This window comes from Serratia sp. CY33525, from assembly GCF_052169115.1.
GTDB lineage: Bacteria > Pseudomonadota > Gammaproteobacteria > Enterobacterales > Enterobacteriaceae > Serratia > Serratia sarumanii.
Genome location: NZ_JBJNLK010000012.1, coordinates 69,701 through 94,524, shown reverse-complemented (window position 1 = coordinate 94,524; position 24,824 = coordinate 69,701). Strand labels below are relative to the sequence as shown.

The 24,824-nt window shown below is 60.6% G+C and carries 22 protein-coding genes; 16 read left to right on the top strand and 6 right to left on the bottom strand.

Annotated elements, in window-relative coordinates; translation table 11 throughout:
- Positions 1-198 precede the first annotated feature (198 nt).
- The 4 genes from rpoE to rseC are packed head-to-tail and all read left to right on the top strand — an operon-like array spanning position 199 to position 2,890.
- On the top strand, positions 199-774 hold the full coding sequence (gene rpoE, locus ACJ8IM_RS22595) for an RNA polymerase sigma factor RpoE (protein ID WP_004929136.1): 576 nt from the start codon (positions 199-201) through the stop codon (positions 772-774).
- 30 nt (positions 775-804) lie between these two features.
- Positions 805-1,458 carry an anti-sigma-E factor RseA gene (rseA, locus tag ACJ8IM_RS22590; RefSeq protein ID WP_016929795.1) on the top strand — a complete coding sequence of 218 codons (654 nt, stop codon included), beginning with the start codon at positions 805-807 and terminating at the stop codon, positions 1,456-1,458.
- Positions 1,458-2,417, top strand: a complete 960-nt coding sequence (gene rseB / locus ACJ8IM_RS22585; protein ID WP_033635628.1) for a sigma-E factor regulatory protein RseB — start codon at positions 1,458-1,460, stop codon at positions 2,415-2,417. The genes rseA and rseB overlap by 1 nt, the downstream gene beginning before the upstream one ends.
- The gene (gene rseC, locus ACJ8IM_RS22580; protein WP_004929144.1) at positions 2,414-2,890 is read left to right on the top strand and encodes a SoxR-reducing system protein RseC; all 477 of its coding nucleotides are present in this window, start codon (positions 2,414-2,416) and stop codon (positions 2,888-2,890) included. The genes rseB and rseC overlap by 4 nt, the downstream gene beginning before the upstream one ends.
- Here the strand turns inward: rseC and ACJ8IM_RS22575 are convergent.
- On the bottom strand, positions 2,887-3,723 hold the full coding sequence (locus tag ACJ8IM_RS22575; protein WP_033654302.1) for a hypothetical protein: 837 nt from the start codon (positions 3,721-3,723) through the stop codon (positions 2,887-2,889). The genes rseC and ACJ8IM_RS22575 overlap by 4 nt on opposite strands.
- A gap of 519 nt (positions 3,724-4,242) precedes the next feature.
- Here ACJ8IM_RS22575 and lepA point away from each other — a divergent pair.
- The 7 genes from lepA (at position 4,243) to acpS (ending at position 10,795) form a co-directional block, all read left to right on the top strand.
- Entirely contained in the window at positions 4,243-6,042 is a 1,800-nt protein-coding gene (gene lepA, locus ACJ8IM_RS22570) for a translation elongation factor 4 (protein WP_033648940.1), read from the top strand.
- Positions 6,043-6,074: 32 nt separating this feature from the next.
- Positions 6,075-7,052 (top strand): signal peptidase I, encoded by a 978-nt coding sequence (gene lepB / locus ACJ8IM_RS22565; RefSeq protein WP_033635624.1) that lies wholly within the window; start codon positions 6,075-6,077, stop codon positions 7,050-7,052.
- Positions 7,053-7,288: 236 nt separating this feature from the next.
- Entirely contained in the window at positions 7,289-7,969 is a 681-nt protein-coding gene (gene rnc / locus ACJ8IM_RS22560) for a ribonuclease III (protein ID WP_004929158.1), read from the top strand.
- Positions 7,966-8,874, top strand: coding sequence for a GTPase Era (gene era / locus ACJ8IM_RS22555; RefSeq protein WP_004929162.1), 909 nt, complete (start codon positions 7,966-7,968; stop codon positions 8,872-8,874). The genes rnc and era overlap by 4 nt, the downstream gene beginning before the upstream one ends.
- 6 nt (positions 8,875-8,880) lie before the next feature.
- Positions 8,881-9,612 (top strand): DNA repair protein RecO, encoded by a 732-nt coding sequence (gene recO / locus ACJ8IM_RS22550; protein WP_004929165.1) that lies wholly within the window; start codon positions 8,881-8,883, stop codon positions 9,610-9,612.
- 71 nt (positions 9,613-9,683) lie between these two features.
- On the top strand, positions 9,684-10,415 hold the full coding sequence (pdxJ, locus tag ACJ8IM_RS22545; RefSeq protein WP_025303943.1) for a pyridoxine 5'-phosphate synthase: 732 nt from the start codon (positions 9,684-9,686) through the stop codon (positions 10,413-10,415).
- The gene (acpS, locus tag ACJ8IM_RS22540; protein WP_004929169.1) at positions 10,415-10,795 is read left to right on the top strand and encodes a holo-ACP synthase; all 381 of its coding nucleotides are present in this window, start codon (positions 10,415-10,417) and stop codon (positions 10,793-10,795) included. The genes pdxJ and acpS overlap by 1 nt, the downstream gene beginning before the upstream one ends.
- 44 nt (positions 10,796-10,839) lie before the next feature.
- Here acpS and ACJ8IM_RS22535 read toward each other — a convergent pair whose 3' ends face one another.
- From ACJ8IM_RS22535 to ACJ8IM_RS22525, 3 genes are all read right to left on the bottom strand, one after another.
- On the bottom strand, positions 10,840-11,100 hold the full coding sequence (locus ACJ8IM_RS22535) for a YfhL family 4Fe-4S dicluster ferredoxin (protein WP_033654301.1): 261 nt from the start codon (positions 11,098-11,100) through the stop codon (positions 10,840-10,842).
- Between the two features lie 91 nt (positions 11,101-11,191).
- Complete coding sequence (locus ACJ8IM_RS22530; protein WP_195758017.1) at positions 11,192-12,736, bottom strand: phosphoethanolamine transferase; 1,545 nt, start codon at positions 12,734-12,736, stop codon at positions 11,192-11,194.
- Between the two features lie 143 nt (positions 12,737-12,879).
- Entirely contained in the window at positions 12,880-13,728 is an 849-nt protein-coding gene (locus ACJ8IM_RS22525) for a MurR/RpiR family transcriptional regulator (protein WP_033654299.1), read from the bottom strand.
- A 167-nt stretch (positions 13,729-13,895) separates the two neighbouring features.
- Here ACJ8IM_RS22525 and murQ point away from each other — a divergent pair, with 167 nt between their 5' ends.
- The 3 genes from murQ to yfhb are packed head-to-tail and all read left to right on the top strand — an operon-like array spanning position 13,896 to position 16,835.
- The gene (murQ, locus tag ACJ8IM_RS22520; RefSeq protein ID WP_033654298.1) at positions 13,896-14,789 is read left to right on the top strand and encodes an N-acetylmuramic acid 6-phosphate etherase; all 894 of its coding nucleotides are present in this window, start codon (positions 13,896-13,898) and stop codon (positions 14,787-14,789) included.
- 18 nt (positions 14,790-14,807) lie between these two features.
- A complete protein-coding gene (locus ACJ8IM_RS22515; protein ID WP_033654297.1) occupies positions 14,808-16,175 on the top strand; it encodes a PTS transporter subunit EIIC in 1,368 nt (455 codons plus the stop codon).
- A gap of 3 nt (positions 16,176-16,178) precedes the next feature.
- Positions 16,179-16,835, top strand: coding sequence for a phosphatidylglycerophosphatase C (gene yfhb / locus ACJ8IM_RS22510; RefSeq protein WP_033654296.1), 657 nt, complete (start codon positions 16,179-16,181; stop codon positions 16,833-16,835).
- A gap of 35 nt (positions 16,836-16,870) precedes the next feature.
- Here yfhb and ACJ8IM_RS22505 read toward each other — a convergent pair whose 3' ends face one another.
- Positions 16,871-17,935: a DUF2157 domain-containing protein gene (locus ACJ8IM_RS22505; protein ID WP_033654295.1), complete on the bottom strand. Its 1,065-nt coding sequence runs from the start codon at positions 17,933-17,935 to the stop codon at positions 16,871-16,873.
- Positions 17,936-18,052: 117 nt separating this feature from the next.
- Between ACJ8IM_RS22505 and tadA the strand changes: the two genes are divergently transcribed.
- A complete protein-coding gene (tadA, locus tag ACJ8IM_RS22500) occupies positions 18,053-18,559 on the top strand; it encodes a tRNA adenosine(34) deaminase TadA (RefSeq protein ID WP_033648933.1) in 507 nt (168 codons plus the stop codon).
- On the opposite strand, the gene mltF is transcribed toward tadA, so the two are convergent.
- Positions 18,560-20,020: a membrane-bound lytic murein transglycosylase MltF gene (gene mltF, locus ACJ8IM_RS22495; protein ID WP_004941352.1), complete on the bottom strand. Its 1,461-nt coding sequence runs from the start codon at positions 20,018-20,020 to the stop codon at positions 18,560-18,562. It lies immediately after the preceding gene.
- Positions 20,021-20,294: 274 nt separating this feature from the next.
- On the opposite strand from mltF, the gene purL reads away from it, so the two are divergent.
- The gene (purL, locus tag ACJ8IM_RS22490) at positions 20,295-24,188 is read left to right on the top strand and encodes a phosphoribosylformylglycinamidine synthase (protein ID WP_172448749.1); all 3,894 of its coding nucleotides are present in this window, start codon (positions 20,295-20,297) and stop codon (positions 24,186-24,188) included.
- Positions 24,189-24,824: the final 636 nt, after the last annotated feature.

The window sequence follows — 24,824 nt, the reverse complement described above, 5'->3', positions numbered from 1 at the left end:
TGCAGAAGAAGAGTGAATTTCATGTTAGCCTAACTGTCCGGGCAAAAGCCACGGATAGGGTGACATCAACAGAAAAAATGGCGATATGGAACTTCGTGTTCTATATGAACTCCAAGCGAGTGCTTGCTCAGGAAAATAATGTATGGCTGGCAGTACAATTTTACGCGTGGAGACGGATTTGGGGAGAGTTTACCTCGGATGAGCGAGCAGTTAACGGATCAAGTTCTGGTCGAGCGGGTCCAAAAGGGCGATCAGAAATCGTTTAACCTACTGGTAGTGCGCTATCAGCATAAGGTGGCGAGTCTCGTTTCCCGCTATGTGCCGCAGGGCGATGTGCCCGATGTGGTGCAGGAGTCGTTTATCAAGGCCTATCGCGCACTGGAATCGTTCCGTGGCGACAGCGCTTTTTATACCTGGCTGTATCGAATCGCCGTGAACACGGCAAAGAATTATCTGGTTGCTCAGGGGCGCCGTCCGCCATCCAGTGATGTGGACGCCAACGATGCGGAAAATTACGAAAGTGCGGGCGCACTGAAAGAAATTTCGAACCCTGAGAACTTAATGTTGTCAGAAGAGCTGAGACAGATAGTTTTCCGTACCATTGAGTCGCTCCCCGAGGATCTTCGCATGGCGATTACCCTGCGGGAGTTGGATGGTCTAAGCTACGAAGAGATAGCCGCCATCATGGATTGCCCGGTCGGAACCGTACGTTCGCGTATTTTCCGCGCCCGGGAAGCTATCGATAATAAAGTTCAACCGCTGATCCAGCGTTAGCAATGGCGGGCACAGGAAGGGTACTTAGGCATGCAGAAAGAAAAGCTTTCCGCTCTGATGGATGGTGAATCGTTCGACAGCGAGCTGTTGAGTTCTCTGTCGCAAGATCGAACGCTTCAACAAAGCTGGCAGAGCTATCACCTGATACGTGACACACTGCGAGGTGATGTCGGGCAAGTGATGCATCTCGACATCGCCGATCGCGTAGCCGCTGCACTTGAGAAAGAACCCGCCCGGCTGGTGCCTTCCGCCGTTCAGGAATCTCAGCCGCAGCCTCACACCTGGCAGAAAATGCCGTTCTGGGACAAAGTGCGTCCTTGGGCGAGCCAGATTACGCAAATCGGTATGGCGGCCTGCGTGTCGCTGGCGGTGATCGTCGGCGTGCAGCAGTACAATCAGCCTTCTGCGCCCTCGAACGCGTCCGAATCGCCGGCCTTCACCACGCTGCCGATCATGGGCCAGGCCTCGCCGGTCAGCCTGGGCGTCCCGGCCGACAGTTTCTCCACCGGCAGCGGCCAACAGCAGCAGGTGCAGGAACAGCGCAAGCGTATCAACGCCATGCTGCAGGACTATGAACTGCAACGTCGCCTGCATTCGGATCAGCTGCAGCTTGAGCAAGGCAACCCGCAACAGGCCGCCATTCAGGTTCCCGGAACCCAGTCTTTAGGAATGCAACAGCAGTAATGAAGCAAATCTGGTTCTCCGTTTGTTTATTGACGGGCAGCCTGCTCTATTCCAGCATCGCCCCGGCGCAGCCAACTGCGTCCGGGGCGTTATTGCAACAGATGAGCAGCGCCAGCCGTTCTCTCAATTACGAGCTCGCCTACATCAGCATCAGCAAGCAGGGAATCGAGTCGTTGCGCTATCGCCATGCGGTGATCGGCAACGTGCCGCTCGGCCAGCTGCTGCATATGGACGGCCCGCGCCGCGAAGTGTTGCAGCGCGGCGGCGGGATCAGCTACTTCGAACCCGGCCTGGAGCCGTTCACGCTCACCGGCGATCACATCGTCGATGCGCTGCCGGCGATCGTCTATGCCGATTTCACCCGCCTGGCCAAGTACTACGACTTTATCTCCGTGGGCAGCACCCGCATCGCCGATCGGCCGTGTGAAGTGCTGCGCGTGGTGGCGCGCGACGGTTCCCGCTACAGCTATATCGTTTGGATGGACGAGGACACCAAGCTGCCGCTGCGGGTGGACCTGCTCGATCGCGACGGCGAAACGCTGGAGCAATATCGGGTGATCTCCTTCGCGGTCGGCGCCGACGTGCAGGGCGCGATGCAGGGGCTGCTCAAAGCCAACCTGCCGCCGCTGCTGTCGCTGCCGGCGGTAGAAAACGTCAAGCTCAGCTGGAGCACCGGTTGGCTGCCGGCCGGGGTGGACGAGGTGGCGCGCAATCGCCGCAAATTGCCGAACGTCGCCGTGCCGGTTGAATCCCGGCTCTACAGCGACGGCCTGTTCAGCTTCTCGGTCAACGTCAGCCCGGCGGGCAGCGGAGCCGGACAGCAATACTACCGTCAGGGGCGCCGCACCATTCAGACCGAAGTGCGCGCGGGCAACGAAATCACTATCGTGGGCGAATTGCCGCCGGCTACGGCCAAGCGCATCGCCGACAGCATTTCTTTCAAGGTATCGCCGCAATGATGAAGGAGTGGGCCACGGTGGTTTCGTGGCAACAGGGCGTAGCGCTGCTGCGCTGTGAACCCAAGGCCGGCTGCGGCAGCTGCACCGCGCGTTCCGGCTGCGGCGCGCGCGCGCTGAACGAACTGGTGCCGGAAACCGAGCATCAGCTGCAGGTGCATATCGATCAGCCGCTCGAACCTGGGCAGCGCGTCGAGGTCGGCATTGCGGAAGGCAGCCTGCTGCGCTCCGCCATGCTGGTTTACCTGACGCCGCTGCTGGGCATGATGCTGGGCGGCACGTTGCTGCAATATTGTTTCGGCAGCGACGCCTCGGCGGCCGTCGGCGCCGTACTGGGCGGCGGGGCGGCCTTTATGCTGGCGCGCCGGTTGGCCCGGCGTCTGGGTGAGCAGGCCGATTACCAGCCGGTGGTGCTGCAGATTGGGTTGCCGCCTACCGCGATGCGCATGCAGGCGGAAAATTCCCCGCTGATTTAAACCGACGGCCGCGTCATCGCCGGGTTGTGATAGGCGGGGATGCGGTTGTGGATCATATGCTCCAGCAGCGCGATGAACAGATCGGCGCTGAGCAGCGAATCGTAGTTAATCGCGAACAGCACATTTCCCTGGCCGTCGAGCAAACGGATGCCGCGCTGCGGATGGTTTTCCACCGCGCGGATCTGCTCGAGCGGCACGTTGCCCCGCTCCGTGGTCAGCAAGGTGGCGCTCAGCCGCAGCGTTTCGGTCGGCGTGCCTTGCCGCTTGCCGAGCAGCAGTTGCCACAGCCAGCGCGCGTCGCCCTCAACGGTGTGAAACGACACCGTCTCCCCTTGATAGAGCGCATTCAGCGCCAGCGGCCCGCGCTGCTGCAGCTGTTGGTCGACGATCACGTCCGCCAGCCGCCACGAATGGGCGACATTGCTGAAAACCGTACACCAGGGCTGATCCGCGCCGGCGCGGAACGCCGTGACGTCAAACAGCCCGCCAAAAGCCTGGCCGCCGCGAAAGCGATAGATATCGCCGATCTTCTCAAACGGGATGAAGCGCTCTTTATGATGGTGGCCGTCAAAGACCCGCACGCCGTGCTCGTACAGGCGATAGGTCAGCGTCGGGCGCAGATAATGCCGCAGCGCCAGCAGCGTACAGCCGAGTAAAATCGTGCCCGCGCCGGCCTGCAATAGCGTGATGACCTCGCTCTCATCAATGCTGCTCAGCAGCGGCAGCACCAACAGCGCCGCCCCCACGCTAAACAGCAGCGCCGCCGCCGCCAGAATGCCCCAGTTGACCTTTGAAAAATCGTGCCGGCTCAGCATTTGCCCTTTATCGATCATAATGCACCTTCCAATCAACGTACGCAGATATGCTGGTGAACCCCGGTAGGCTGCCGATGTAGTGCCCTGAATAATGTTTTGTCGCGGAGTTCATGCCCTTTCTATCCGAGGGGCGGTGGTGGCGTATATGGGGTTTTTCCTAAAGGAAGATGGATGAGATGGAAATCTAAGAGGTTGATCCAAATATTCTTTTTTTATTATTTCGGAGAGGGTTTATTGCGCTGCGGCCGGTTATGTATTAGCGCCGGAGTTTGGTGGCCACGAATCATCGGCAAGCCTTGGGTTCAGGCCGTATCGTCCGCGTTAACATCTGTTTTCACCCGCCGGGGCGCCCTGTAACATTTAGCGGCGCATAATAGAATGCCTTCACTGCACCGATCGCTAGGTTTTCAGTGGTGTGGCATGTAGAATGCAGCGATTCAGGTGCAAGACGGCCTAACCCATTCACTGTCGCTTTAGGTCCATGCGGGTTTCTATAGGCGAGTAATTCAGAAATACCAAGGCAGAAAAACTTTTATAATGAAGCATATACGAAATTTCTCCATTATTGCCCATATTGACCACGGTAAGTCGACGCTGTCTGACCGCATTATCCAAATCTGCGGCGGCTTGTCTGACCGTGAAATGGCCGCGCAGGTGCTCGATTCCATGGATCTGGAGCGCGAGCGCGGCATCACCATCAAAGCGCAGAGCGTGACGCTGGATTATAAGGCGCTGGATGGGCAGACCTATCAGCTCAACTTTATCGACACCCCCGGCCACGTTGACTTCTCCTATGAAGTTTCCCGCTCGCTGGCGGCCTGCGAAGGCGCGCTGCTGGTGGTGGACGCCGGTCAGGGCGTCGAAGCCCAGACGCTGGCCAACTGCTACACCGCGATCGAAATGGATCTGGAAGTGGTGCCGGTGCTGAACAAAATCGACCTGCCGGCCGCCGATCCGGATCGCGCCGCACAGGAAATTGAAGACATCGTCGGCATCGACGCCACCGATGCGGTGCGCTGCTCGGCCAAAACCGGCGTCGGCGTGCCCGACGTGCTGGAGCGCCTGGTGCGCGACATCCCGCCGCCGCAGGGCGATCCCGATGCGCCGCTGCAGGCGCTGATCATCGACTCCTGGTTCGATAACTACCTGGGCGTCGTGTCTCTGGTGCGCGTCAAGAACGGCACGCTGCGCAAGGGCGACAAGATCAAGGTCATGAGCACCGGCCAGGTGTACAACGCCGACCGCCTGGGCATCTTCACGCCGAAGCAGGTCGATCGCGACGTGCTGAACTGCGGCGAAGTGGGCTGGCTGGTCTGTGCGATCAAAGACATCCTCGGCGCGCCGGTGGGCGATACCCTGACGCAGGCGCGTCAGCCGGCGGATAAAGCGCTGCCGGGCTTCAAGAAAGTGAAGCCGCAGGTGTACGCCGGTCTGTTTCCGATCAGCTCCGACGATTATGAGTCCTTCCGCGATGCGCTGGGCAAGCTGAGCCTCAACGACGCTTCCCTGTTCTACGAGCCGGAAAGCTCCACCGCGCTGGGCTTCGGCTTCCGCTGCGGCTTCCTCGGTCTGCTGCACATGGAGATCATTCAGGAGCGTCTGGAGCGTGAATACGATCTGGATCTGATCACCACCGCGCCGACGGTCGTCTACGAAGTGGAAACCACCGGCAAAGAAGTGATCTACGTCGACAGCCCGTCCAAGCTGCCGCCGTTGAACAACATCCAGGAACTGCGCGAGCCGATCGCCGAATGTCACATGCTGATGCCGCAGGAATACCTGGGCAACGTCATCACCCTGTGCGTTGAAAAACGCGGCGTGCAGACCAACATGGTCTACCACGGCAACCAGGTGGCGTTGACCTATGAAATCCCGATGGCGGAAGTGGTGCTCGACTTCTTCGACCGCCTGAAGTCCACGTCGCGCGGCTATGCGTCGCTGGATTACAACTTCAAGCGCTTCCAGGCCTCCGACATGGTGCGCGTGGACGTGCTGATCAACAACGAGCGCGTGGATGCGCTGGCGCTGATCACTCACCGCGACAACTCGCAGTATCGCGGCCGCGAGTTGGTGGAGAAGATGAAAGATCTGATCCCGCGTCAGCAGTTCGACATCGCGATTCAGGCGGCGATCGGCACACACATCATCGCGCGTTCCACCGTGAAGCAGCTGCGTAAAAACGTGCTGGCGAAATGCTACGGCGGTGACGTCAGCCGTAAGAAAAAGCTGCTGCAGAAACAGAAAGACGGTAAGAAACGCATGAAGCAGGTCGGCAACGTCGAACTGCCGCAGGAAGCGTTCCTGGCCATTCTGCACGTCGGTAAAGACGGCAAGTAACCGCGACGAGTTCGCGAAACGAGGGAGTTTGCATGGCGAATATGTTTGCCCTGATCCTGGCGTTGGCCACCTTGGTCACCGGGATCATCTGGTGCTTCGAGCGCTTCAAATGGGCGCCGGCCCGCCGCGCGAAGATTGCGGCGGTCAACGCACAGACCGCGGGCGCCGTAGACGATAAAACGCTGGCGAAAGTGGCGAAGCAGCCAGGCTGGGTGGAGACCGGCGCATCGGTGTTCCCGGTGTTGCTGCTGGTCTTTGTGGTGCGTTCGTTTATTTACGAACCGTTCCAGATCCCGTCCGGCTCAATGATGCCGACGCTGTTGATTGGCGATTTCATTCTGGTGGAGAAATATGCCTACGGCATTAAAGATCCGATTACCCAGACCACGCTCATTGAAACCGGCCATCCGAAGCGCGGCGATATTGCGGTATTTAAATATCCGCTGGATCCGAAACTGGATTATATCAAGCGCGTGATCGGCCTGCCGGGCGACCGTATTACTTACGATCCGGTGAATAAGCGCGTTACGGTGCAGCCGTCCTGCAACAGTGGGCAGTCCTGCGATACCGCGCTGGCGGTGACCTACGCCGACGCGCAGCCGAGCGACTTCGTGCAGTTGTTCAGCCGCAGCGGCATGGGCGAGGCCAGCAACGGCTTCTACCAGATCCCGCTGAGCGATAACGTGCCGCCGGGCGGCATTCGCATGCGCGAGCGCCAGGAAAGCCTCGGCAACGTCACGCATCGTATCCTGACCGTGCCGGACGCGCAGGATCGGGTGGGCGCTTACTACCAACAGCCGGGCAAACCGCTGGCGGAGTGGGTGGTGCCGGCCGGGCATTACTTCATGATGGGCGACAACCGCGACAACAGCGCGGACAGCCGTTACTGGGGCTTTGTGCCGGAGAAGAATCTGGTGGGTAAAGCCACGGCCATCTGGATGAGCTTTGAAAAGCAGGAAGGTGAGTGGCCTACCGGCGTGCGTTTCAGCCGGATCGGCGGCATTCATTAATCGCTGACTGATTCCCTGTTAATTTCACGCCGCAGCCTACTGCGGCGTGAAAGATTAAGGGGATATAAAACACAGCATTATGTTTCCACTCGTTGTAGAATACTTTCTCGAGCGATAAAAAGTTGGCCCCTGCTGGGAGCCACTGCAAACGAAACAGCTTTGGATCGGCTTTCGGCGAAGCAGGCCTGTTCCGTATGCTGCAAGTTTTTGACGCATTCTTGATCTATTGGTAACTCATGAACCCCATCGTAATAAACAGGCTGCAGCGGAAGCTGGGCTACACTTTTCAACAGCAGGAGCTTTTACTGCAGGCTTTGACTCACCGCAGCGCCAGCAGTAAACACAATGAACGTCTTGAGTTTCTGGGTGACTCGATTCTGAGCTTTGTCATCGCCAATGCGCTCTATCACCGCTTTCCTCGCGTCGACGAGGGCGATATGAGCCGCATGCGCGCCACGCTGGTGCGCGGCAACACGCTGGCGGAGATGGCGCGCGAGTTTGACCTGGGCGAATGTCTGCGGCTTGGGCCGGGCGAATTGAAAAGTGGTGGGTTCCGCCGCGAGTCAATCCTGGCGGATACGGTGGAGGCATTGATCGGCGGCGTGTTCCTGGACAGCGATATCCAGACCGTCGAGCGTCTGATTTTGGACTGGTATCGCAGCCGGTTGGACGAAATCAGCCCCGGTGATAAGCAGAAAGACCCGAAAACCCGTCTGCAGGAGTTTTTGCAGGGGCGTCATCTGCCGTTGCCTTCTTATTTGGTAGTGCAGGTTCGCGGTGAAGCGCACGACCAAGAGTTTACCATCCACTGCCAGGTGAGTGGTTTGAGCGAGCCCGTAGTGGGCACCGGCTCGAGCCGCCGTAAAGCCGAGCAGGCGGCAGCGGAACAAGCGCTGAAAAAGCTGGAGCTTGAATGAGCGAAGTAAAACAACACTGCGGGTTTATCGCCATCGTCGGCCGCCCGAACGTGGGCAAATCGACGTTGCTGAACCAACTGCTGGGGCAGAAGGTTTCCATTACGTCGCGTAAGCCGCAGACGACCCGTCACCGCATTATGGGCATCGACACCGATGGCGCCTATCAGGCGATCTACGTCGACACCCCAGGGCTGCACATCGAAGAAAAACGCGCCATCAACCGCTTGATGAACCGCGCGGCCAGCAGCTCGATCGGCGACGTTGAACTGGTGATCTTCGTGGTTGAAGGCACCAACTGGACCGCCGACGACGAAATGGTGGTCAACAAGCTGCGCAGCCTGCGCTGCCCGGTATTGCTGGCGATCAACAAGGTCGATAACGTCACCGACAAATCCAAGCTGTTGCCGCACATCGCGTTCCTCAGCCAGCAGATGAACTTCCTCGACGTGGTGCCTATCTCCGCCGAAAAAGGCATGAACGTCGACACCATCGCCGGCATCGTGCGCAAGCTGCTGCCGGAAGCGGAGCACCACTTCCCGGAAGATTACATCACCGATCGCTCACAGCGCTTTATGGCGTCCGAGATCATCCGCGAGAAGCTGATGCGTTTCCTGGGCGAAGAGCTGCCGTACTCGGTGACGGTAGAAATCGAACAGTTCGTGGCCAACGATCGCGGCGGCTACGATGTGCACGGCCTGATCCTGGTCGAGCGCGAAGGCCAGAAGAAAATGGTCATCGGCAACAAAGGCGCCAAGATCAAAACCATCGGCATCGAAGCGCGCCAGGACATGGAACAGATGTTCGACGCCAAAGTGCATCTCGAGCTGTGGGTGAAAGTGAAATCCGGTTGGGCGGACGACGAACGTGCGCTGCGCAGCCTGGGCTATGTTGACGATCTGAAGTAACGATCCGTGGACGGCTGGGAGCGCGCTTTCGTCCTGCATGGGCGGCCGTACAGTGAAACCAGTCTGATGCTGGATCTGTTTACCGAAGGTCATGGGCGGGTGCGCTTGCTGGCGAAAGGCGCGCGCAGCCGCCGCTCCAATCTGAAGGGTTGCCTGCAGCCCTTTACTCCTCTGTTAGTGCGCTGGGGCGGCCGCGGCGAAGTGAAAACGCTGCGCAACGCCGAAGCGGTCTCCCTCGGTTTACCCCTCAGCGGCATGATGCTGTACAGCGGCCTGTACGTGAACGAACTGCTGGCGCGCGTGCTCGAGCAGGAAACCAACTACTCGGTGCTGTTCTTCGATTATCTGCAATGCCTGCAGGCGCTGGCGGCGGAAGACAGCTCGCCGGAGCAGGCGCTGCGCCAGTTCGAGCTGGCCTTGCTGCACCACCTGGGTTACGGCCTCGATTTCCTGCACTGCGCCGGCAGCGGCCTGCCGGTGGATGACGCCATGACCTACCGCTACCGCGAAGAGAAAGGCTTTATCGCCAGCTTGGTGGTGGATCACTACAGCTTCACCGGGCGCGAACTGCGCGCGCTGGCGGAGCGGCAGTTTCCCGATGCCGAGACGCTGCGCGCCGCCAAGCGTTTCACCCGTATGGCGCTGAAACCCTACCTCGGCGGCAAGCCGTTGAAGAGCCGCGAACTGTTCCGCCAGTTCGTGCGCAAACAGCCGAATACGCCGGTCGACGACGCCTGACCTTTTCCCCTTTTGCCGCCTTGCGCCCGCGTGTAAACTGCTGGCACTGAAAATCGTATTTAGAGGTTGTCATGGCTGATTTGCTGCTGGGCGTCAATATCGATCACATCGCCACGTTACGTAACGCGCGCGGAACCCAATACCCGGATCCGGTTCAGGCGGCATTCATTGCCGAACAGGCGGGAGCCGACGGCATTACCGTGCATCTGCGCGAAGACCGCCGCCACATCACCGACCGTGACGTGCGCCTGCTGCGCCAGACCATCCAGACGCGCATGAATCTGGAGATGGCGGTGACCGACGAGATGCTGGACATCGCCATTGAGCTGAAGCCGCATTTCTGCTGCCTGGTGCCGGAGAAGCGCGAAGAAGTGACCACCGAAGGCGGCCTGGACGTCGCCGGCCAGCTGGACAAAATGAGCGTGGCGGTCGAGCGCCTGGCGCAGGCGGGCATTCTGGTCTCGCTGTTCATCGATCCCGATCATCGCCAGATCGACGCGGCGGTGGCGGTGGGCGCACCCTATATCGAGATCCACACCGGCGCCTACGCCGAAGCGCAGGGTGAGCTGGCGGTACAGGCCGAGCTGCGCCGCATCGCGGTAGCCGCCGCCTACGCGGCCGAGAAAGGGCTGAAGGTCAACGCCGGCCACGGCCTGACCTACCATAACGTGCAGCCGATCGCCGCGCTGCCGGAGATGCACGAGCTGAACATCGGCCATGCGATTATCGGCCAGGCGGTGATGAGCGGGCTGCCGGCCGCGGTTGCCGACATGAAAGTGCTGATGCGGGAAGCGCGCCGGTAATGGCGGTGCTCGGGCTGGGAACCGACATCGTTGAGATGGCGCGTATCGAAGCGGTGGTGGAGCGCAGCGGCGATCGCCTGGCGCGCCGCGTGCTGAGCGACGCCGAGTGGGCGCTGTATCAGCAGCACCAGCAGCCGATTCGCTTTCTGGCCAAACGTTTCGCGGTGAAAGAGGCCGCCGCCAAGGCGTTCGGCACCGGCATTCGCAACGGCCTGGCGTTCAATCAGTTCGAAGTGTTCAACGATGCGCTGGGCAAGCCGAATATTCGTTTGCACGGCCGCGCCGCCGAGCTGGCCGGGGAGATGGGGGTCACCGCGATCCACGTTTCGCTGGCCGACGAACGGCGCTACGCCTGCGCGACGGTGATCGTCGAAAGCTGAAAATAGCAAGGGCGCCGGTGCGCCCTTGTCAGTCCTGCGGCAAATTAAATGCGATCGGCGTGGTACAGCACCACGAACTTGTCCCACAGCTGTTCGTTGGTCTCGCGATGCTGCGGATCGGTGATGATGGTGTTGTCGATCGGGCAAACCTGCTGGCAGGTCGGCGTATCGTAATGGCCGACGCACTCGGTGCAGCGATCGGTATCGATCTGATAAATCTCATCGCCCATCGAAATCGCCTGGTTCGGGCATTCCGGCTCGCACATATCGCAGTTGATGCATTTCTTGGTAATCAGCAGTGCCATTGTCAGTTATCTTTCCATCGGTGTGCTCGGGCTGGCGCGCAATCTATCATAGAATCACCGCGCGGCGGGCGTTTTTTCGTCATCTTACCGCTTAGGGTAACTCAGGTGGGTCGTCAGCCAACTGATCGAAATCAACCCTTCTCTGCCCGTCAAACACCCAGCGCTTATCGGTATCCGCCATACGCATCGTAGGCATCACCTCCGGATGGGTAACCCGTATTCCCGCCTCTTGAGCAAACAACCCGATAAAATCGAACGCGCTCAAGGGATCATCAATGATCTGGTGCTGTTGGTCGCGATCGCTCAGCACCAGCAATGGCACCTGGTAATTCTGCCGGGTATCGCCGCTGTGACGCAGAGAACGTATGCCGCCGATATCCTTATGGGAAAGACCGTGATCGGAGAAATAGAACAGTTTAAACGGCGCGCCGGTCTGTTTCAGACTGTGATAAACCTGCTCGATAAAACGATCAGTCTTGCGATAGGTAGAGAGGTAGCAGGCCAGCTCCTTATTCGGCGACTCGACGCTCGGCGGTTCGCCGTTAAGCCGCTCGCAAAAGTCGGCGTGCGAGCCCATCAGATGCAGCACATACAGGTTGCCTTGCCCCTGGCGGCTCAATAATTGGTCAAATATCGGCAGCAGTGCATCATCATCGGTGTTGCGCGATTGATAGTCGCCTTTCTTCAGGAAGTAATGGTTATCGCTGAACATAGCGATTTTTGATACCGGCGTATCGAATTGCCCGAACATGCCCTGATTGGACAGCCAGTGGGTATTGAGGCCGGCGGCTTTTGCCAGGGTGATGATATTATCTCCGAGGGCAATGCTGTGGCCGTTGCTTAAAGCCAGCGTGCGGGGGAGCGATTCGAATGTATTCGGCGCGGTGGAAATATAATTACTGTAAAACCGTCCCTTGGCATTATCCAGAAACGGTGTAGTGGACACCGGATAACCAAATAAGGACATATGATCCCTGCGCATACTTTCGCCGACGATAATGACATAGTTCTCATTCGTTGGTGCGCCGGCGGTAAGCGACCAGCGGTTTGGTGCTGAAGCGTCGGTGTTTAATTCATCAATCTGCTGTTGGTATTGATGGTAAGCCGAATAAGTGGATAAAAAGAAGTCAGGCAATCTGAGATTGCTCAACCCACCGCTGAATGCTCTGGCGATAGTAATCGCCGTAAGCAGGGCCAATGCGATCAATATTGTTTTCTTTGACAGGGGGTGTCGCCAAATAAATCGACCGAGAATGACCGGCGTAACCAGAATGGCGATAGGCAACAGATAACAGCTGACTGGGAGGGTTTGCAAAAACTCCCTTGCCTCTATCGGGTTGGATTGCAGCAGGGCTGACACCACGATGGCTGATGGGGAACCGTATATGGCCCCGACTGGCGCATACAGCGCGCACAGCAGAATAAACGGAATAATCAGGCCGTAACGGGTAAGCGAATGGATAGATAATAATAACAAGATAAGTGCAATAAAAAGAATATCAATGCCTTTTCCACCGCTGTATCCCATCGCTTTGATCAATATCAAAGCAATAATGGCGTAAAATAAAAAAGTGCGCAGGGTCGGGTGAGTCACGGAGTGCCGCAACTTATCTAAAATAACAGTGTGTGTATTCATAATGGTATCGTTAAATAATGCTGTCCATGCATGCTCAATTATTGATTGATAATTGAGCGAGTCACCGCCCGCACATTATTTTTCGAATGCAGAGAAGGGAAATAATTGAGCTGGCGGCGTTTTATCGGCCGCCATTATACGCCTCAAACCAACTTTTTCATTAACTGTTCGCTGTGCTTGATGCGGTCGCGGGCATGATCGAGATCGTGCTGGATCAGCGCCATAAACAGCAGATCGGTGAGAGCGTACTGGGCCGTGCTGGAAGAGATGGCCGCGCTGCGGGTGTGGGGCTCTTCGGCGATGGTGTAGAGGCAGTGATCCGCGCGCTGCTGCAGGCCGTTGGGAGAAAAGCTGGTCAGCGCCAGCACCCTGGCGCCGGCCTGGCGCGCTTCTTCCGCCGCCAGATTGATTTCACGCCGTTCGCCGCTGAAGGAGATAGCCAGCAGCAGATCGCGTTTGTCCAGCGCCTGCACCGCCGCCAGCTGAACGTGCATGTCCGCTTCGGCCACCGCCATCACGCCGATTTTCAGCAGCTTGAAGGAAAAATCCTTGGCCACCAGCCCGGAAGCGCCGATGCCGATCAGCATTACCCGGCGCGCCTGGCGCAGCATGTCCAGCGCCTGATGCAGCCGCTCTTCGCTGTTGATGTCCAGCGTCGCGCGCAGCGCCGCCTGCTTTTCCGCCAATAGCTTTTCACCGACGGTTTTCAGCGTGTCGCTGCTGAGGATGTGGTTGTGAACGGTCACGACCGGTTCGGCCTGTGGCTGGGCCAGCGTCTCGCTCAGCGCCAGCTTCAGCGCCGGGAAACCTTTATAGCCCAGCTTTTGGGCGAACTTCACCACGCTCGACTGGCTGATGCCGGCCAGCTGGGCCAGCTTTTGTGAGCTGAGATGGCGCGCCTGCTCGGCGTTGTTCAGCAAAAAATCCGCCAGCTTGCGGTCGTTTTGCGCCAGTGTCGGATACATCTGGCGAATGCGCAGAAGGGTACTCATTGATCTTTCCCTGGAAACCAGCGGCCATTTTGCCACGCAGGCGGCGAAAACGCGCGGTGAAAATTTTTGTGAGCTCGCCGTTAAAATAGCAAATAGCGCTCGCTTTGTTGAATAAAATATTCAAATATTGATTTAATTTTGTGAATTAAAAATTCAAAGGTGAACAGATGAACTTAGGCGCACTGGTATCGGAAACCCGCAACCCGGCCACCATGAGGCTGGATGAGATGTCGACGCTGGAGATGGTCCGCTGCTTTAACCAGGAAGACCGCAAGGTGCCGGAGGCGATCGAAAAGGTGCTGCCGGCGATTGCGCAGGCGGTCGATTTGGCGGCGGCGGCGTTGAAGGCCGGTGGGCGGCTGATTTATTTGGGCGCCGGCACCAGCGGCCGCCTGGGCGTGCTGGATGCCTCCGAGTGCCCGCCGACCTTCGGCGTGCCGCACGGCGTGGTGGTGGGCTTGATCGCCGGCGGGCCGGGCGCGTTGCTCAAGGCGGTGGAGGGGGCGGAAGACGACGAAGCTTTGGGCGAAGCCGATCTCCGGGCGCTGAACCTCACCGCCGTCGATATGGTGGTGGGGTTGGCGGCCTCAGGGCGCACGCCTTATGTGATTGGCGCACTGCGCTATGCGCGCGGGCTGGGCTGCCCGACGGCGGCCATCTCCTGCAACCCGGATTCGCCGATCGCGCACGAAGCGCAGGTGGCGATTTCACCGGTGGTGGGGCCGGAGGCGCTGACCGGTTCGACGCGCCTGAAATCCGGCACCGCGCAGAAGCTGGTGCTCAACATGCTGTCGACCGGCGCGATGGTTAAGCTGGGCAAGGTCTATCAGAACCTGATGGTGGACGTGAAGGCCACCAACGTCAAACTGGTGGATCGCGCCTGCCGCATCGTGGTGGAGGCCACCGGCGCCGAACGCGCTCAGGCGGAGGCGGCGCTGGCGCAGACCGGCTTCGAGGTCAAGCCGGCGATCCTGATGATTCTGGCCGGCGTCAGCGCCGAAGAGGCGCAGCAGCGGCTGCAGCGGCACGATGGCTACCTGCGCGCGGCGCTGGCGCGTTAACTCACGGTGGGGGCGGCGATGGACAAGACAACGGCATTGGCGACACAGATCCTGGCGGGCGTGGGGGGCGAGGGCAATATCCTCAAACTGGAGAACTGCATGACGCGGGTGCGCGTCGAGGTCAGCGACGAGCAGCGTCTGGACTTGGCCGCCCTCAAGCAGCTGCCCGGCGTGAAAGGCTATATCAAACAGGGTGAGCAGCATCAGTTTATCGTCGGCCCAGGCGCCGCCGCCAAGGTGGTGGACGCCATGCGCGCATTGCTGAGTGGTAGCACGCAGCCTGCCGTCGCCGTCGGTGACGCGGCCCGCACCAAGGCGCAGGCCAAGCAAAAATACGCTGCGCCGATGAGCGGTGCGCTGAAAAAGCTGGCCGATGTCTTTATTCCGCTGATCCCGGCGTTTATCGCCTCGGGCCTGATCACCGGCATCATCAACCTGCTGAAACGGCCCGACATCGCCGGCCAACTGGCGGTGGACTACCCGAACGTGCTGGGGTTGCTGGCGATCTTCGGCAGCGCGGTGTTCGCCATCATGAACATTCTGGTCGGGGTCAACGCCGCGCGGGTGTTCGGCGGCTCCCAGGCGATGGGCGGCGTGATGGCGGGCATTCTCTCCAGCCCGGCGCTGGCGCAGATCACCTTGTTCGGCGAGGCGCTGCAGCCGGGGCGCGGCGGGGTGATCGCCGTGCTGCTGGTGGTGGCGTTGATGTGCTGGGTGGAGAAACGCCTGCGCGCGCTGCTGCCGGAATCGGTTGAGCTGATCCTTAATCCATTGCTGACCACGCTGGTCACCGCCTCGCTGGCGATCCTGATTCTGCAGCCGATCGGCGGCATTATCTCCGACGCCATCGCCCACGGCGCCAATCTGGCGATCGACAAGGGCGGGCTGCTGGTGGGAGCGCTGCTCTCGGGGCTGTTCCTGCCGCTGGTGCTCTCCGGTCTGCATCAGGGGCTGGTACCGATCCACGTCGAGCTGGTGCAGGCGCACGGTTCCAACCCGCTGCTGCCGATCCTGGCGATGGCCGGCGTCGGGCAGGTGGGGGCAGCGCTGGCGGTGCTGTTGAAAACCCGCAATGCGCGGCTGAAAAAGGTGATCAAAGGGGCGTTGCCGGTCGGCATTCTCGGCATCGGCGAGCCGCTGATCTTCGGGGTGACGCTGCCGCTGGGCCGGCCGTTTATCGGCGCCTGCCTCGGCGGGGCGGTCGGCGGCGCGCTCATCAGCTACTGGAAGGTGGCGACGGTGATCACCTTCGGCATTTCGGGGCTGCCTTTGGCGTTGACCATCGTCTCAGGTAAGGTGATGTTGTATCTGGCGGGGATGCTGATTACGATTATCGCCGGTTTTCTCTTCACCTGGATGATGGGGTTCAACGATCCCGAGGAGTAGCGTTTGAGCGACAAGCAGCAACAACCGGCCGCAGAGGGGCGCCGCGTGGTCTTTTTCGATCTGGACGGCACTCTGCATCAGGAGGATATGTTCGGCAGTTTCTTGCGTTTTCTGCTGCGCCGCTTACCGCTGAACCTGTTGCTGGTGATACCGCTGCTGCTGCCGATCGGTCTGGCGCTGCTGCTGTTGGGGCGCGCCGCGCGTTGGCCGATGAGCCTGCTGCTGTGGGCGATCACCTTCGGGCGTTCCGAAGCGACGCTAAAGGCGCTGGAGCGGCAGTTTATCGAGGCCTTTCGCCAGAAGGTGACCGCATTTCCGGTGGTGCAAATGCGGCTGCGGCAGTACCTGGAGGAGCACGATGCCGAAGTGTGGTTGATTACCGGCTCGCCGGAGCGGCTGGTGGAGCAGGTGTATCGCGATTCGGCGTTTCTGCCGCGGGTACGGTTGATCGGCAGCCGCATCACGCGCCGCTGCGGCGGCTGGGTCTTGCCCCTGCGCTGCCTGGGGGCGCAGAAAGTGGTGCAGCTGGAGCAGCGGCTCGGTGCGCCGCTGAGACTATACAGCGGTTACAGCGACAGCAAGCAGGATAATCCGCTGCTGTTCTTTTGCGAGCACCGCTGGCGGGTAAGTAAGCAGGGCGAGCTGCAGCAGCTGGAATAAGCCAAGGGCGGAGGATTCCGCCCTTGCTGTTTTTATCAGTACCGCGATCGGTCGTCGGTCACGTCGTGCGGCTGGCGCCCCAACTGCCAAATTTTCTCCGCATAATGCCCCAGCGCCCACAGGCTCAGGCCGAGCAGCGCGAAAAAAATCGTCTTCGGCATGCTGTCCCAGAAAAACTCGAACAGGCGGGTATACAGGTTAATGCCGAGGAAGGTTAGCCCGAAGCCGCGCAGCATGGCGTCGTCATGCTTCAATCCCAGCCAAATGGCGGCGAGGGCGGCCAGCCCGAACAGCAGGCTCCAGTGGAACAGCTCGATCTGGCGCGCGCGGTACCAGCTGTCGAGGTCGCCGTAGTTGCCGAAGATAGACAGCAGCCACAGGGCGATAAACAGATACAGCAGGCCCATCGCCAGCGACACCCGCTGCAGGCCGCGTTGCGCCAACAGCGGCCGCAGCAGCAGCGCGGCGGCGATCAGCACCGCGCCAAAGGCGATAAAACGAATCGGGTAGCTCATGCCGAGCCAGTAGGCGCCCCAGCCGGACAGGTAGCCGGTCTCGGCGCCGAAGGCGTTGCCGAGCGACAGCAGGGCGAACCACCACACCAGCCCGGAGCGGCTGAACCAGCCGATCGTGCCGTACAGCAGCGCGGCGAACAGCAGCAGCACGGAAACCCGGCCGCTGCCGTTATCCAGCCAGACCCCCAGCTGCCATAAGGCGCAGGCGGTAAGCAACACGGCGACAAACAGCGCCGCCTCATTGCCGTAGCGTTTTTCCGGGTGGCGCCGGCGGCGACGCAGCGCCCAGACGTAGGCCAGCGCCGCCAGTACGCCGGCGATCGCCATGCGTACCGGCGCGTCGAAGCGGAACAGTCCGCTGAGCCATGCAAGCAGTTCGCTGTCGGCGAACAGGCTGGTGACGGCGATCAGCAGCGAGGCCAGCGCGGCAAGAAACGCATAGCGCGCCAGCCGCCGCCAGTCGAAAGGCTGCACGGCCACATGCTGCAGCAGCTGCTGCCGTTGTGCGGGCGTCAAGGCGCCTTCTCCCACCCAGCCGTCCAGCGCCTTGCGCACCACGACGGCGTTCTTTTTACTGAGTTTCATGCTTCTTGTCCCTGAATCACACGCTGATTCGGCCAGTATAGCCATTGGCGGGCGGCTACGACAAAGGAGGGCTAGTGTGTATAATGCCCGCCGCAAAAGCGCACGAGGAATTATGCGATGACTGAATATAACGATGAGTACTGGATGCGTCAGGCATTGCAGCTGGCCCTGCGCGCGCAGGAAGAGGGCGAGGTGCCGGTGGGGGCGCTGCTGGTGCTGGACAATCAGGTCATCGGCGAGGGCTGGAACCGCCCGATCGGCCGACACGATCCTACCGCACACGCCGAGATCATGGCGCTGCGCCAGGGCGGCGCGGTGCTGCAAAACTACCGTCTGCTGAATGCCACGCTGTACGTCACGCTGGAGCCCTGCGTGATGTGCGCCGGTGCGATGGTGCACAGCCGTATCCGCCGGCTGGTGTATGGCGCCGCCGACGAGAAAACCGGCGCGGCCGGTTCACTGGTGGACATTCTGCGCCATCCGGGCATGAACCATCAGGTGGAGATCGTTTCGGGCGTGCTGGCGGAGGAGTGCGCCGCCACCCTAAGCAATTTCTTCCGCCTGCGCCGTGAACAGAAAAAAGCGCTCAGGCTGGCGCAGCGGGCGGCGGATAAGCCGGAATAATCAGTAGTTGAGCGCCAGTTCCGGCATCACCGTCGGGTAGCCTTTCCCCAACGCCTCCTGCTCGGCGGCCGCTTGCGCCGCCTTTCTCTCTTTTTCCTGCAGATAGCCCACCAGGCTGACCTGGTAGCGGCGAATGTTTTCTACATAGTTGTAGGCTTCACGCCCGCGCGCATAGCCGTAGGTCAACTGCGGGTAGTAGCGCTTCTGGCTGAGCATCGGCAGGCGCTGCTTGACGTCGACCCAGCTGTCCGGGTTGCCTTTTTGCGTCTTGGTCAGCTTGCGCGCGTCCAGCATGTGGCCCCAGCCCATGTTGTAGGCCGCCAGCGAGAACCAGATGCGCTCGTCTTCCGGCACGCTGTCCGGCACCTTGGCCATCAGCCGCTGCAGGTAAAGGGCGCCGCCCTGAATGCTCTCTTCCGGATCGAGGCGGTCGTTGACCCCAAGGCCGTCGGCGGTGGCGCGGGTCAGCATCATCAGGCCGCGCACGCCGGTGGGTGAGGTGGCCTGCGGATTCCAGTGCGATTCCTGATAGGCGATGGCCGCCAGCAGCTTCCAGTCGATCTCGTTGGCGTGCTTCTCGAACAGCGGGCGGAAGTTGGGCAGCACCGAGTCGATGGCCGACAGGAAGGTTTTGGTGTCCACATAGTCGAAGCTGCCGACGTGGCCGAGGTATTTCTCTTCGAGCCGCGCCAGGGTGCCGTCGTCCACCATCTGGCTGTAGAAGTCCAGCATCGCCGCGTACAGGCTGTCGTCGCCGTCGCGTTTCAGATACCAGGTAACCGGCTCTTCGTCGGTGACGTCGAACGCCACCGCCAGCTGCGGATGGATGCGCTGCAGCAGCGCGATGGTCACCGAATCGCCGAGGGTGTAGTCCAGCTTGCCGTCGGCCACTCGCTCCAGCAGCTCTTTGGAGGTGAGATCGCTGGAGGACTCCCAGGCGAGATCCGGGTATTTATCCTGTTTGAGCTGCTTGAGGGTGCTGACGTGCGCGGAACCGGAAGCGACCGCCAGCTTGCCTTTAATGTCGGCGAAACTTTTCGGCCGCGGGGTGCCCAGCCGGTACACCAGCTGTTGGGAAACGGAGTAGTAGGCCGGGCCGGTACGCGCGCGGCTGAGGCGCTCCTGGTTGTAGATCAGGCCCGCCGCCAGCAGGTCGGCGTCGTCGTCGTCCAGATCGTCGAACAGGTCATTGATGTTCTGATGGGGGATCACCACCAGCTTCACCCCGAGGTAGTTGGCGAAGCGCTTCGCCAGTTCGTAGTCGAGCCCACCCGGCCCTTGCTTGGTGTTGAAATAGGTCAGCGGGGAGTTCAGCGTGCTGATACGCAACTCGCCGCGGGAAATGATCTCCTGGAGTTGCCCGCCCTGGCCGCTGCGCCAGGTGATATTGGGCCACAGCGCGAGAGCCAGAAGCAGGGTGACAACGCCGATGAGGATGTAGTTTATTTTAAGACGTTTCAAATAGTTATCCAGTGGTGGCACAGGTACGCCGGCGACGATAACCGCGACTTTTCTCATGGTTAAATCACCAGTGCGGGGGCATTTTGCGCAACAAAACGCCAGTGTGCAACTTTATTGACACGTTATGACAATTCGACGGTGCGGCACGCTTTTATCAATTATCCCTACGCAAACGGTTTCGTCGGCGGCGAGGATTCTCTATAATGACGCGCGTTTTCCCCTGTTGCGCCCAATGAAGCGTCTTATCCGTCGCTTCGAAGACGAGAGAACTTTGATTATGGAAATTCTGCGTGGTTCGCCCGCTTTATCGGCTTTTCGCATTACCAAACTGCTGTCCCGCTGCCAGGACGCTCACCTGCCCGTCAGTGATATCTACGCCGAGTACGTCCACTTTGCCGATGTTAGCGCACCGCTCAGTGCCGAAGAACACGCCAAGCTTCAGCGGCTGCTCAAGTACGGTCCTTCTCTCGCCGAACACGCCCCCGAAGGCCGGTTGCTGCTGGTTACGCCGCGTCCGGGCACCATTTCTCCCTGGTCTTCCAAAGCCACCGACATCGCCCACAACTGCGGTCTGCAGCAGATCGTGCGCCTGGAGCGCGGCCTGGCGTTCTACGTCAAGGCGCCCGAGCTGACGGAAACCCAGTGGCGGCAGCTCGCCGCGCTGCTGCACGATCGCATGATGGAAACCGTCTTCAGCGAACTGCAACAGGCCGAACAGCTGTTCGCGCACCATCAGCCGGCGCCGTATCAGTCGGTCGACGTGCTGGGCGCAGGGCGCACCGCGCTGGAGCAGGCCAACGTCCGGCTCGGCCTGGCGCTGGCGCAGGACGAGATCGACTACCTGCTGAATGCCTTTACCGGTTTGGGGCGCAACCCGACGGATATCGAACTTTATATGTTCGCGCAGGCCAACTCCGAGCACTGCCGCCACAAGATTTTCAACGCCGACTGGATCATCGACGGCGAACAGCAGCCTAAATCGCTGTTCAAAATGATCAAGAACACCTATGAGCAGACGCCGGACTATGTGCTGTCGGCGTATAAAGACAACGCCGCCGTGATGGAAGGCTCGCAGGTCGGCCGCTTCTTCGCCGCGCCGGAGACCGGCACCTACGATTACCATCAGGAAGACGCGCACATCCTGATGAAGGTGGAAACCCACAACCACCCGACGGCGATCTCGCCGTGGCCGGGCGCCGCGACCGGCTCCGGCGGCGAGATCCGCGACGAGGGGGCTACCGGCCGCGGCGCCAAGCCGAAGGCCGGCCTGGTGGGCTTCTCGGTGTCCAACCTGCGTATTCCCGGCTTTGAACAGCCGTGGGAACAGGATTTCGGCAAGCCGGAACGCATCGTCACCGCGCTGGATATCATGACCGAAGGCCCGCTGGGCGGCGCGGCGTTCAACAACGAATTCGGTCGTCCGGCGCTGCTGGGCTACTTCCGTACCTATGAAGAGCGCGTCAACAGCCACAACGGCGTTGAGCTGCGCGGCTACCACAAACCGATCATGCTGGCGGGCGGCATCGGCAACATCCGTGCCGATCACGTGCAGAAAGGGGAAATCACCGTCGGCGCCAAGCTGGTGGTGCTGGGCGGCCCGGCGATGAATATCGGCCTGGGCGGCGGCGCGGCCTCGTCGATGGCGTCCGGCCAGTCCGACGCCGATCTGGACTTCGCTTCGGTGCAGCGCGACAACCCGGAAATGGAGCGCCGCTGTCAGGAAGTGATCGACCGCTGCTGGCAGCTGGGCGATCAGAACCCGATCCTGTTCATCCATGACGTCGGCGCCGGCGGCCTGTCCAACGCCATGCCGGAGCTGGTGAGCGACGGCGGCCGCGGCGGCCGCTTTGAGCTGCGCGATATCCTCAACGACGAGCCGGGCATGAGCCCGCTGGAAGTGTGGTGCAACGAATCGCAGGAACGTTACGTGATGGCGATTGCCCCGGCGCAGATGGCGCAGTTCGACGAGATCTGCCGCCGCGAGCGCGCGCCTTACGCGGTGATCGGCGAAGCGACCGAAGAACAGCACCTGACGCTCAACGACCGCCACTTCGACAACCAGCCGATCGACATGCCGCTGGACGTACTGCTCGGCAAGACGCCGAAAATGACCCGCGACGTCACCCGCCTGCAGGCGAGCGGCGAGGCGGTGCAGCGCGAGAACATCACGCTGGCCGACGCGGTGAAACGCGTGCTGCATCTGCCGGCCGTGGCGGAGAAAACCTTCCTGATCACCATCGGCGATCGCACCGTTACCGGCATGGTGGCGCGTGACCAAATGGTCGGCCCGTGGCAGATCCCGGTGGCCGACTGTGCGGTCACCACCGCCAGCCTGGACAGCTATTACGGCGAAGCGATGTCGCTCGGTGAACGCGCACCGGTGGCGCTGCTGGACTTCGCCGCCTCCGGCCGCCTGGCGGTCGGGGAAGCGCTGACCAACCTGGCCGCCACCGAGATCGGCAGCCTGAAGCGCGTGAAGCTGTCCGCCAACTGGATGGCCGCCGCCGGCCACCCGGGCGAAGACGCCGGCCTGTACGAAGCGGTGAAAGCGGTGGGCGAAGAACTGTGCCCGGCGCTGGGCATCACTATCCCGGTGGGTAAAGACTCCATGTCGATGAAGACCCGCTGGCAGGAAGGCAACGAACAGCGTGAAATGACCTCGCCGCTGTCGCTGGTCATCACCGCCTTCGCCCGCGTGGAGGACGTGCGCCACACCGTGACGCCGCAGCTGCGCACCGATAAGGGCGACAGCGCGCTGCTGTTGATCGATCTGGGCAACGGCCATAACGCGCTGGGTGCCACCGCGCTGGCGCAGGTTTATCGCCAACTGGGTGACAAACCAGCCGACGTGCGCAACGTTGCGCAGCTGGCGGGCTTCTTCAACGCCATGCAGCAGCTGGTGGCCGATCAAGCGCTGTTGGCTTACCACGACCGCGCCGACGGCGGCCTGCTGGTGACGCTGGCGGAGATGGCCTTCGCCGGTCACTGCGGCGTGGACGTCAACCTTGACGGCCTCGGCGATGATGCGCTGGCGGTGCTGTTCAACGAAGAGCTGGGCGCGGTGATCCAGGTGAGCGCCGAACGTCTCGATGACGTGAAGCAGGCGTTCGCTCAGCACGGTCTGACCGACAATGTGCATCACATCGGCAGCGTGCAGGCCGGCGATCGTTTCGTCATCACCCAACACGGCAAGGCGCTGTACAGCGAAAGCCGCAATACGCTGCGCACCTGGTGGGCGGAAACCACCTGGCAGATGCAGCGCCTGCGCGACAACCCGGCGTGCGCCGATCAGGAACATCAGGCCAAGCAGGATGAACAAGATCCCGGCCTGAACGTGAAGCTGACCTTCGCACCGCAGGAAGACATCGCCGCGCCGTATATCGCCAAGGGCGCTCGCCCGAAAGTGGCGGTGCTGCGCGAGCAGGGGGTGAACTCTCACGTTGAAATGGCGGCGGCGTTCCACCGCGCCGGCTTTGACGCGGTGGACGTGCACATGAGCGATCTGCTGGCGGGGCGCCGCGATCTGCAGGACTTCCACACGCTGGTGGCCTGCGGCGGCTTCTCTTACGGCGACGTACTGGGCGCCGGCGAAGGCTGGGCGAAGTCTATCCTGTTCAACGAGCGGGTGCGGGACGAGTTCGAAGCGTTCTTCCACCGTCCGCAGACGCTGGCGCTGGGCGTGTGCAACGGCTGCCAGATGATGTCCAACCTGCGCGAGCTGATCCCGGGCGCAGAGCACTGGCCGCGCTTTGTGCGCAACCTGTCGGATCGTTTCGAGGCGCGTTTCAGCCTGGTGGAAGTGGCGGCCAGCCCGTCGCTGTTCCTGCAGGGCATGACCGGTTCGCGCATGCCGATCGCCGTTTCCCACGGCGAGGGGCATGTCGAAGTGCGCGATGCGGCGCATCTGGCCGCGCTGGAAAGCCACGGCCTGGTGGCGCTGCGTTTCGTCAACAACGCCGGTCAGGTGACGGAAACTTACCCGGCCAACCCGAACGGTTCGCCGAACGGCATTACCGCCGTGACCAGCGCCAACGGGCGCGCCACGGTGATGATGCCGCACCCGGAACGCGTGTTCCGCACCGTCAGCAACTCCTGGCACCCGGAAGAATGGGGCGAGGACAGCCCGTGGATGCGCATGTTCCGCAACGCCCGTAAGCAGCTGGGCTAAAAACGGCCACCGCCGTACAGAGGGTGCAAGCAATTGCGCCCTTTTTTATGGCCGGCGTTCGCCGTCTGGCGGCAGTGTCTGCATTTTGCGACAGGCGCTATTTTCCCTGTCGCTAAATGGAGACACTTAACTATTTGATTTTATTAATGGTAAATGGGTTTGGCTTTAGTTGTCTGCATTTGGCGACAGCGCGGCGTTTTTTTCATCGCTCATCGGGGCGTGATGCACAAAGAAATTTGCTGATATAATCTTATTTTTTAATAAAATCATCTGGTTATTATTTTTATTGCAAAGTTGGCACGTAACGTGCATTATTCTCGGCGGCTGCTCATTCACCTTTTTATGACGGCGCCGTAATTAGACGGCAAATCGCCTCATAAGCCTCCGAATGATGCCAAAGAAATGGTGCCTATCGTCCAACCAAACCGATAACAGACCGTGCAAGCGGCTTTATCAAGCATCGGGCGACACGTGGAGTGAGGCACCGCCTGTATCCAACTGTGATGAAGGGTTCATCAATCCTGGATACTTACGGATGCTATTCGTCCTGTTCGATGCCAGCCGCTGCGCTACATCACCCTGGGGACGAGGTTTAAGGGCATCCACACTTTCCTTGCGTTGGGGCAAGTTTCTTGC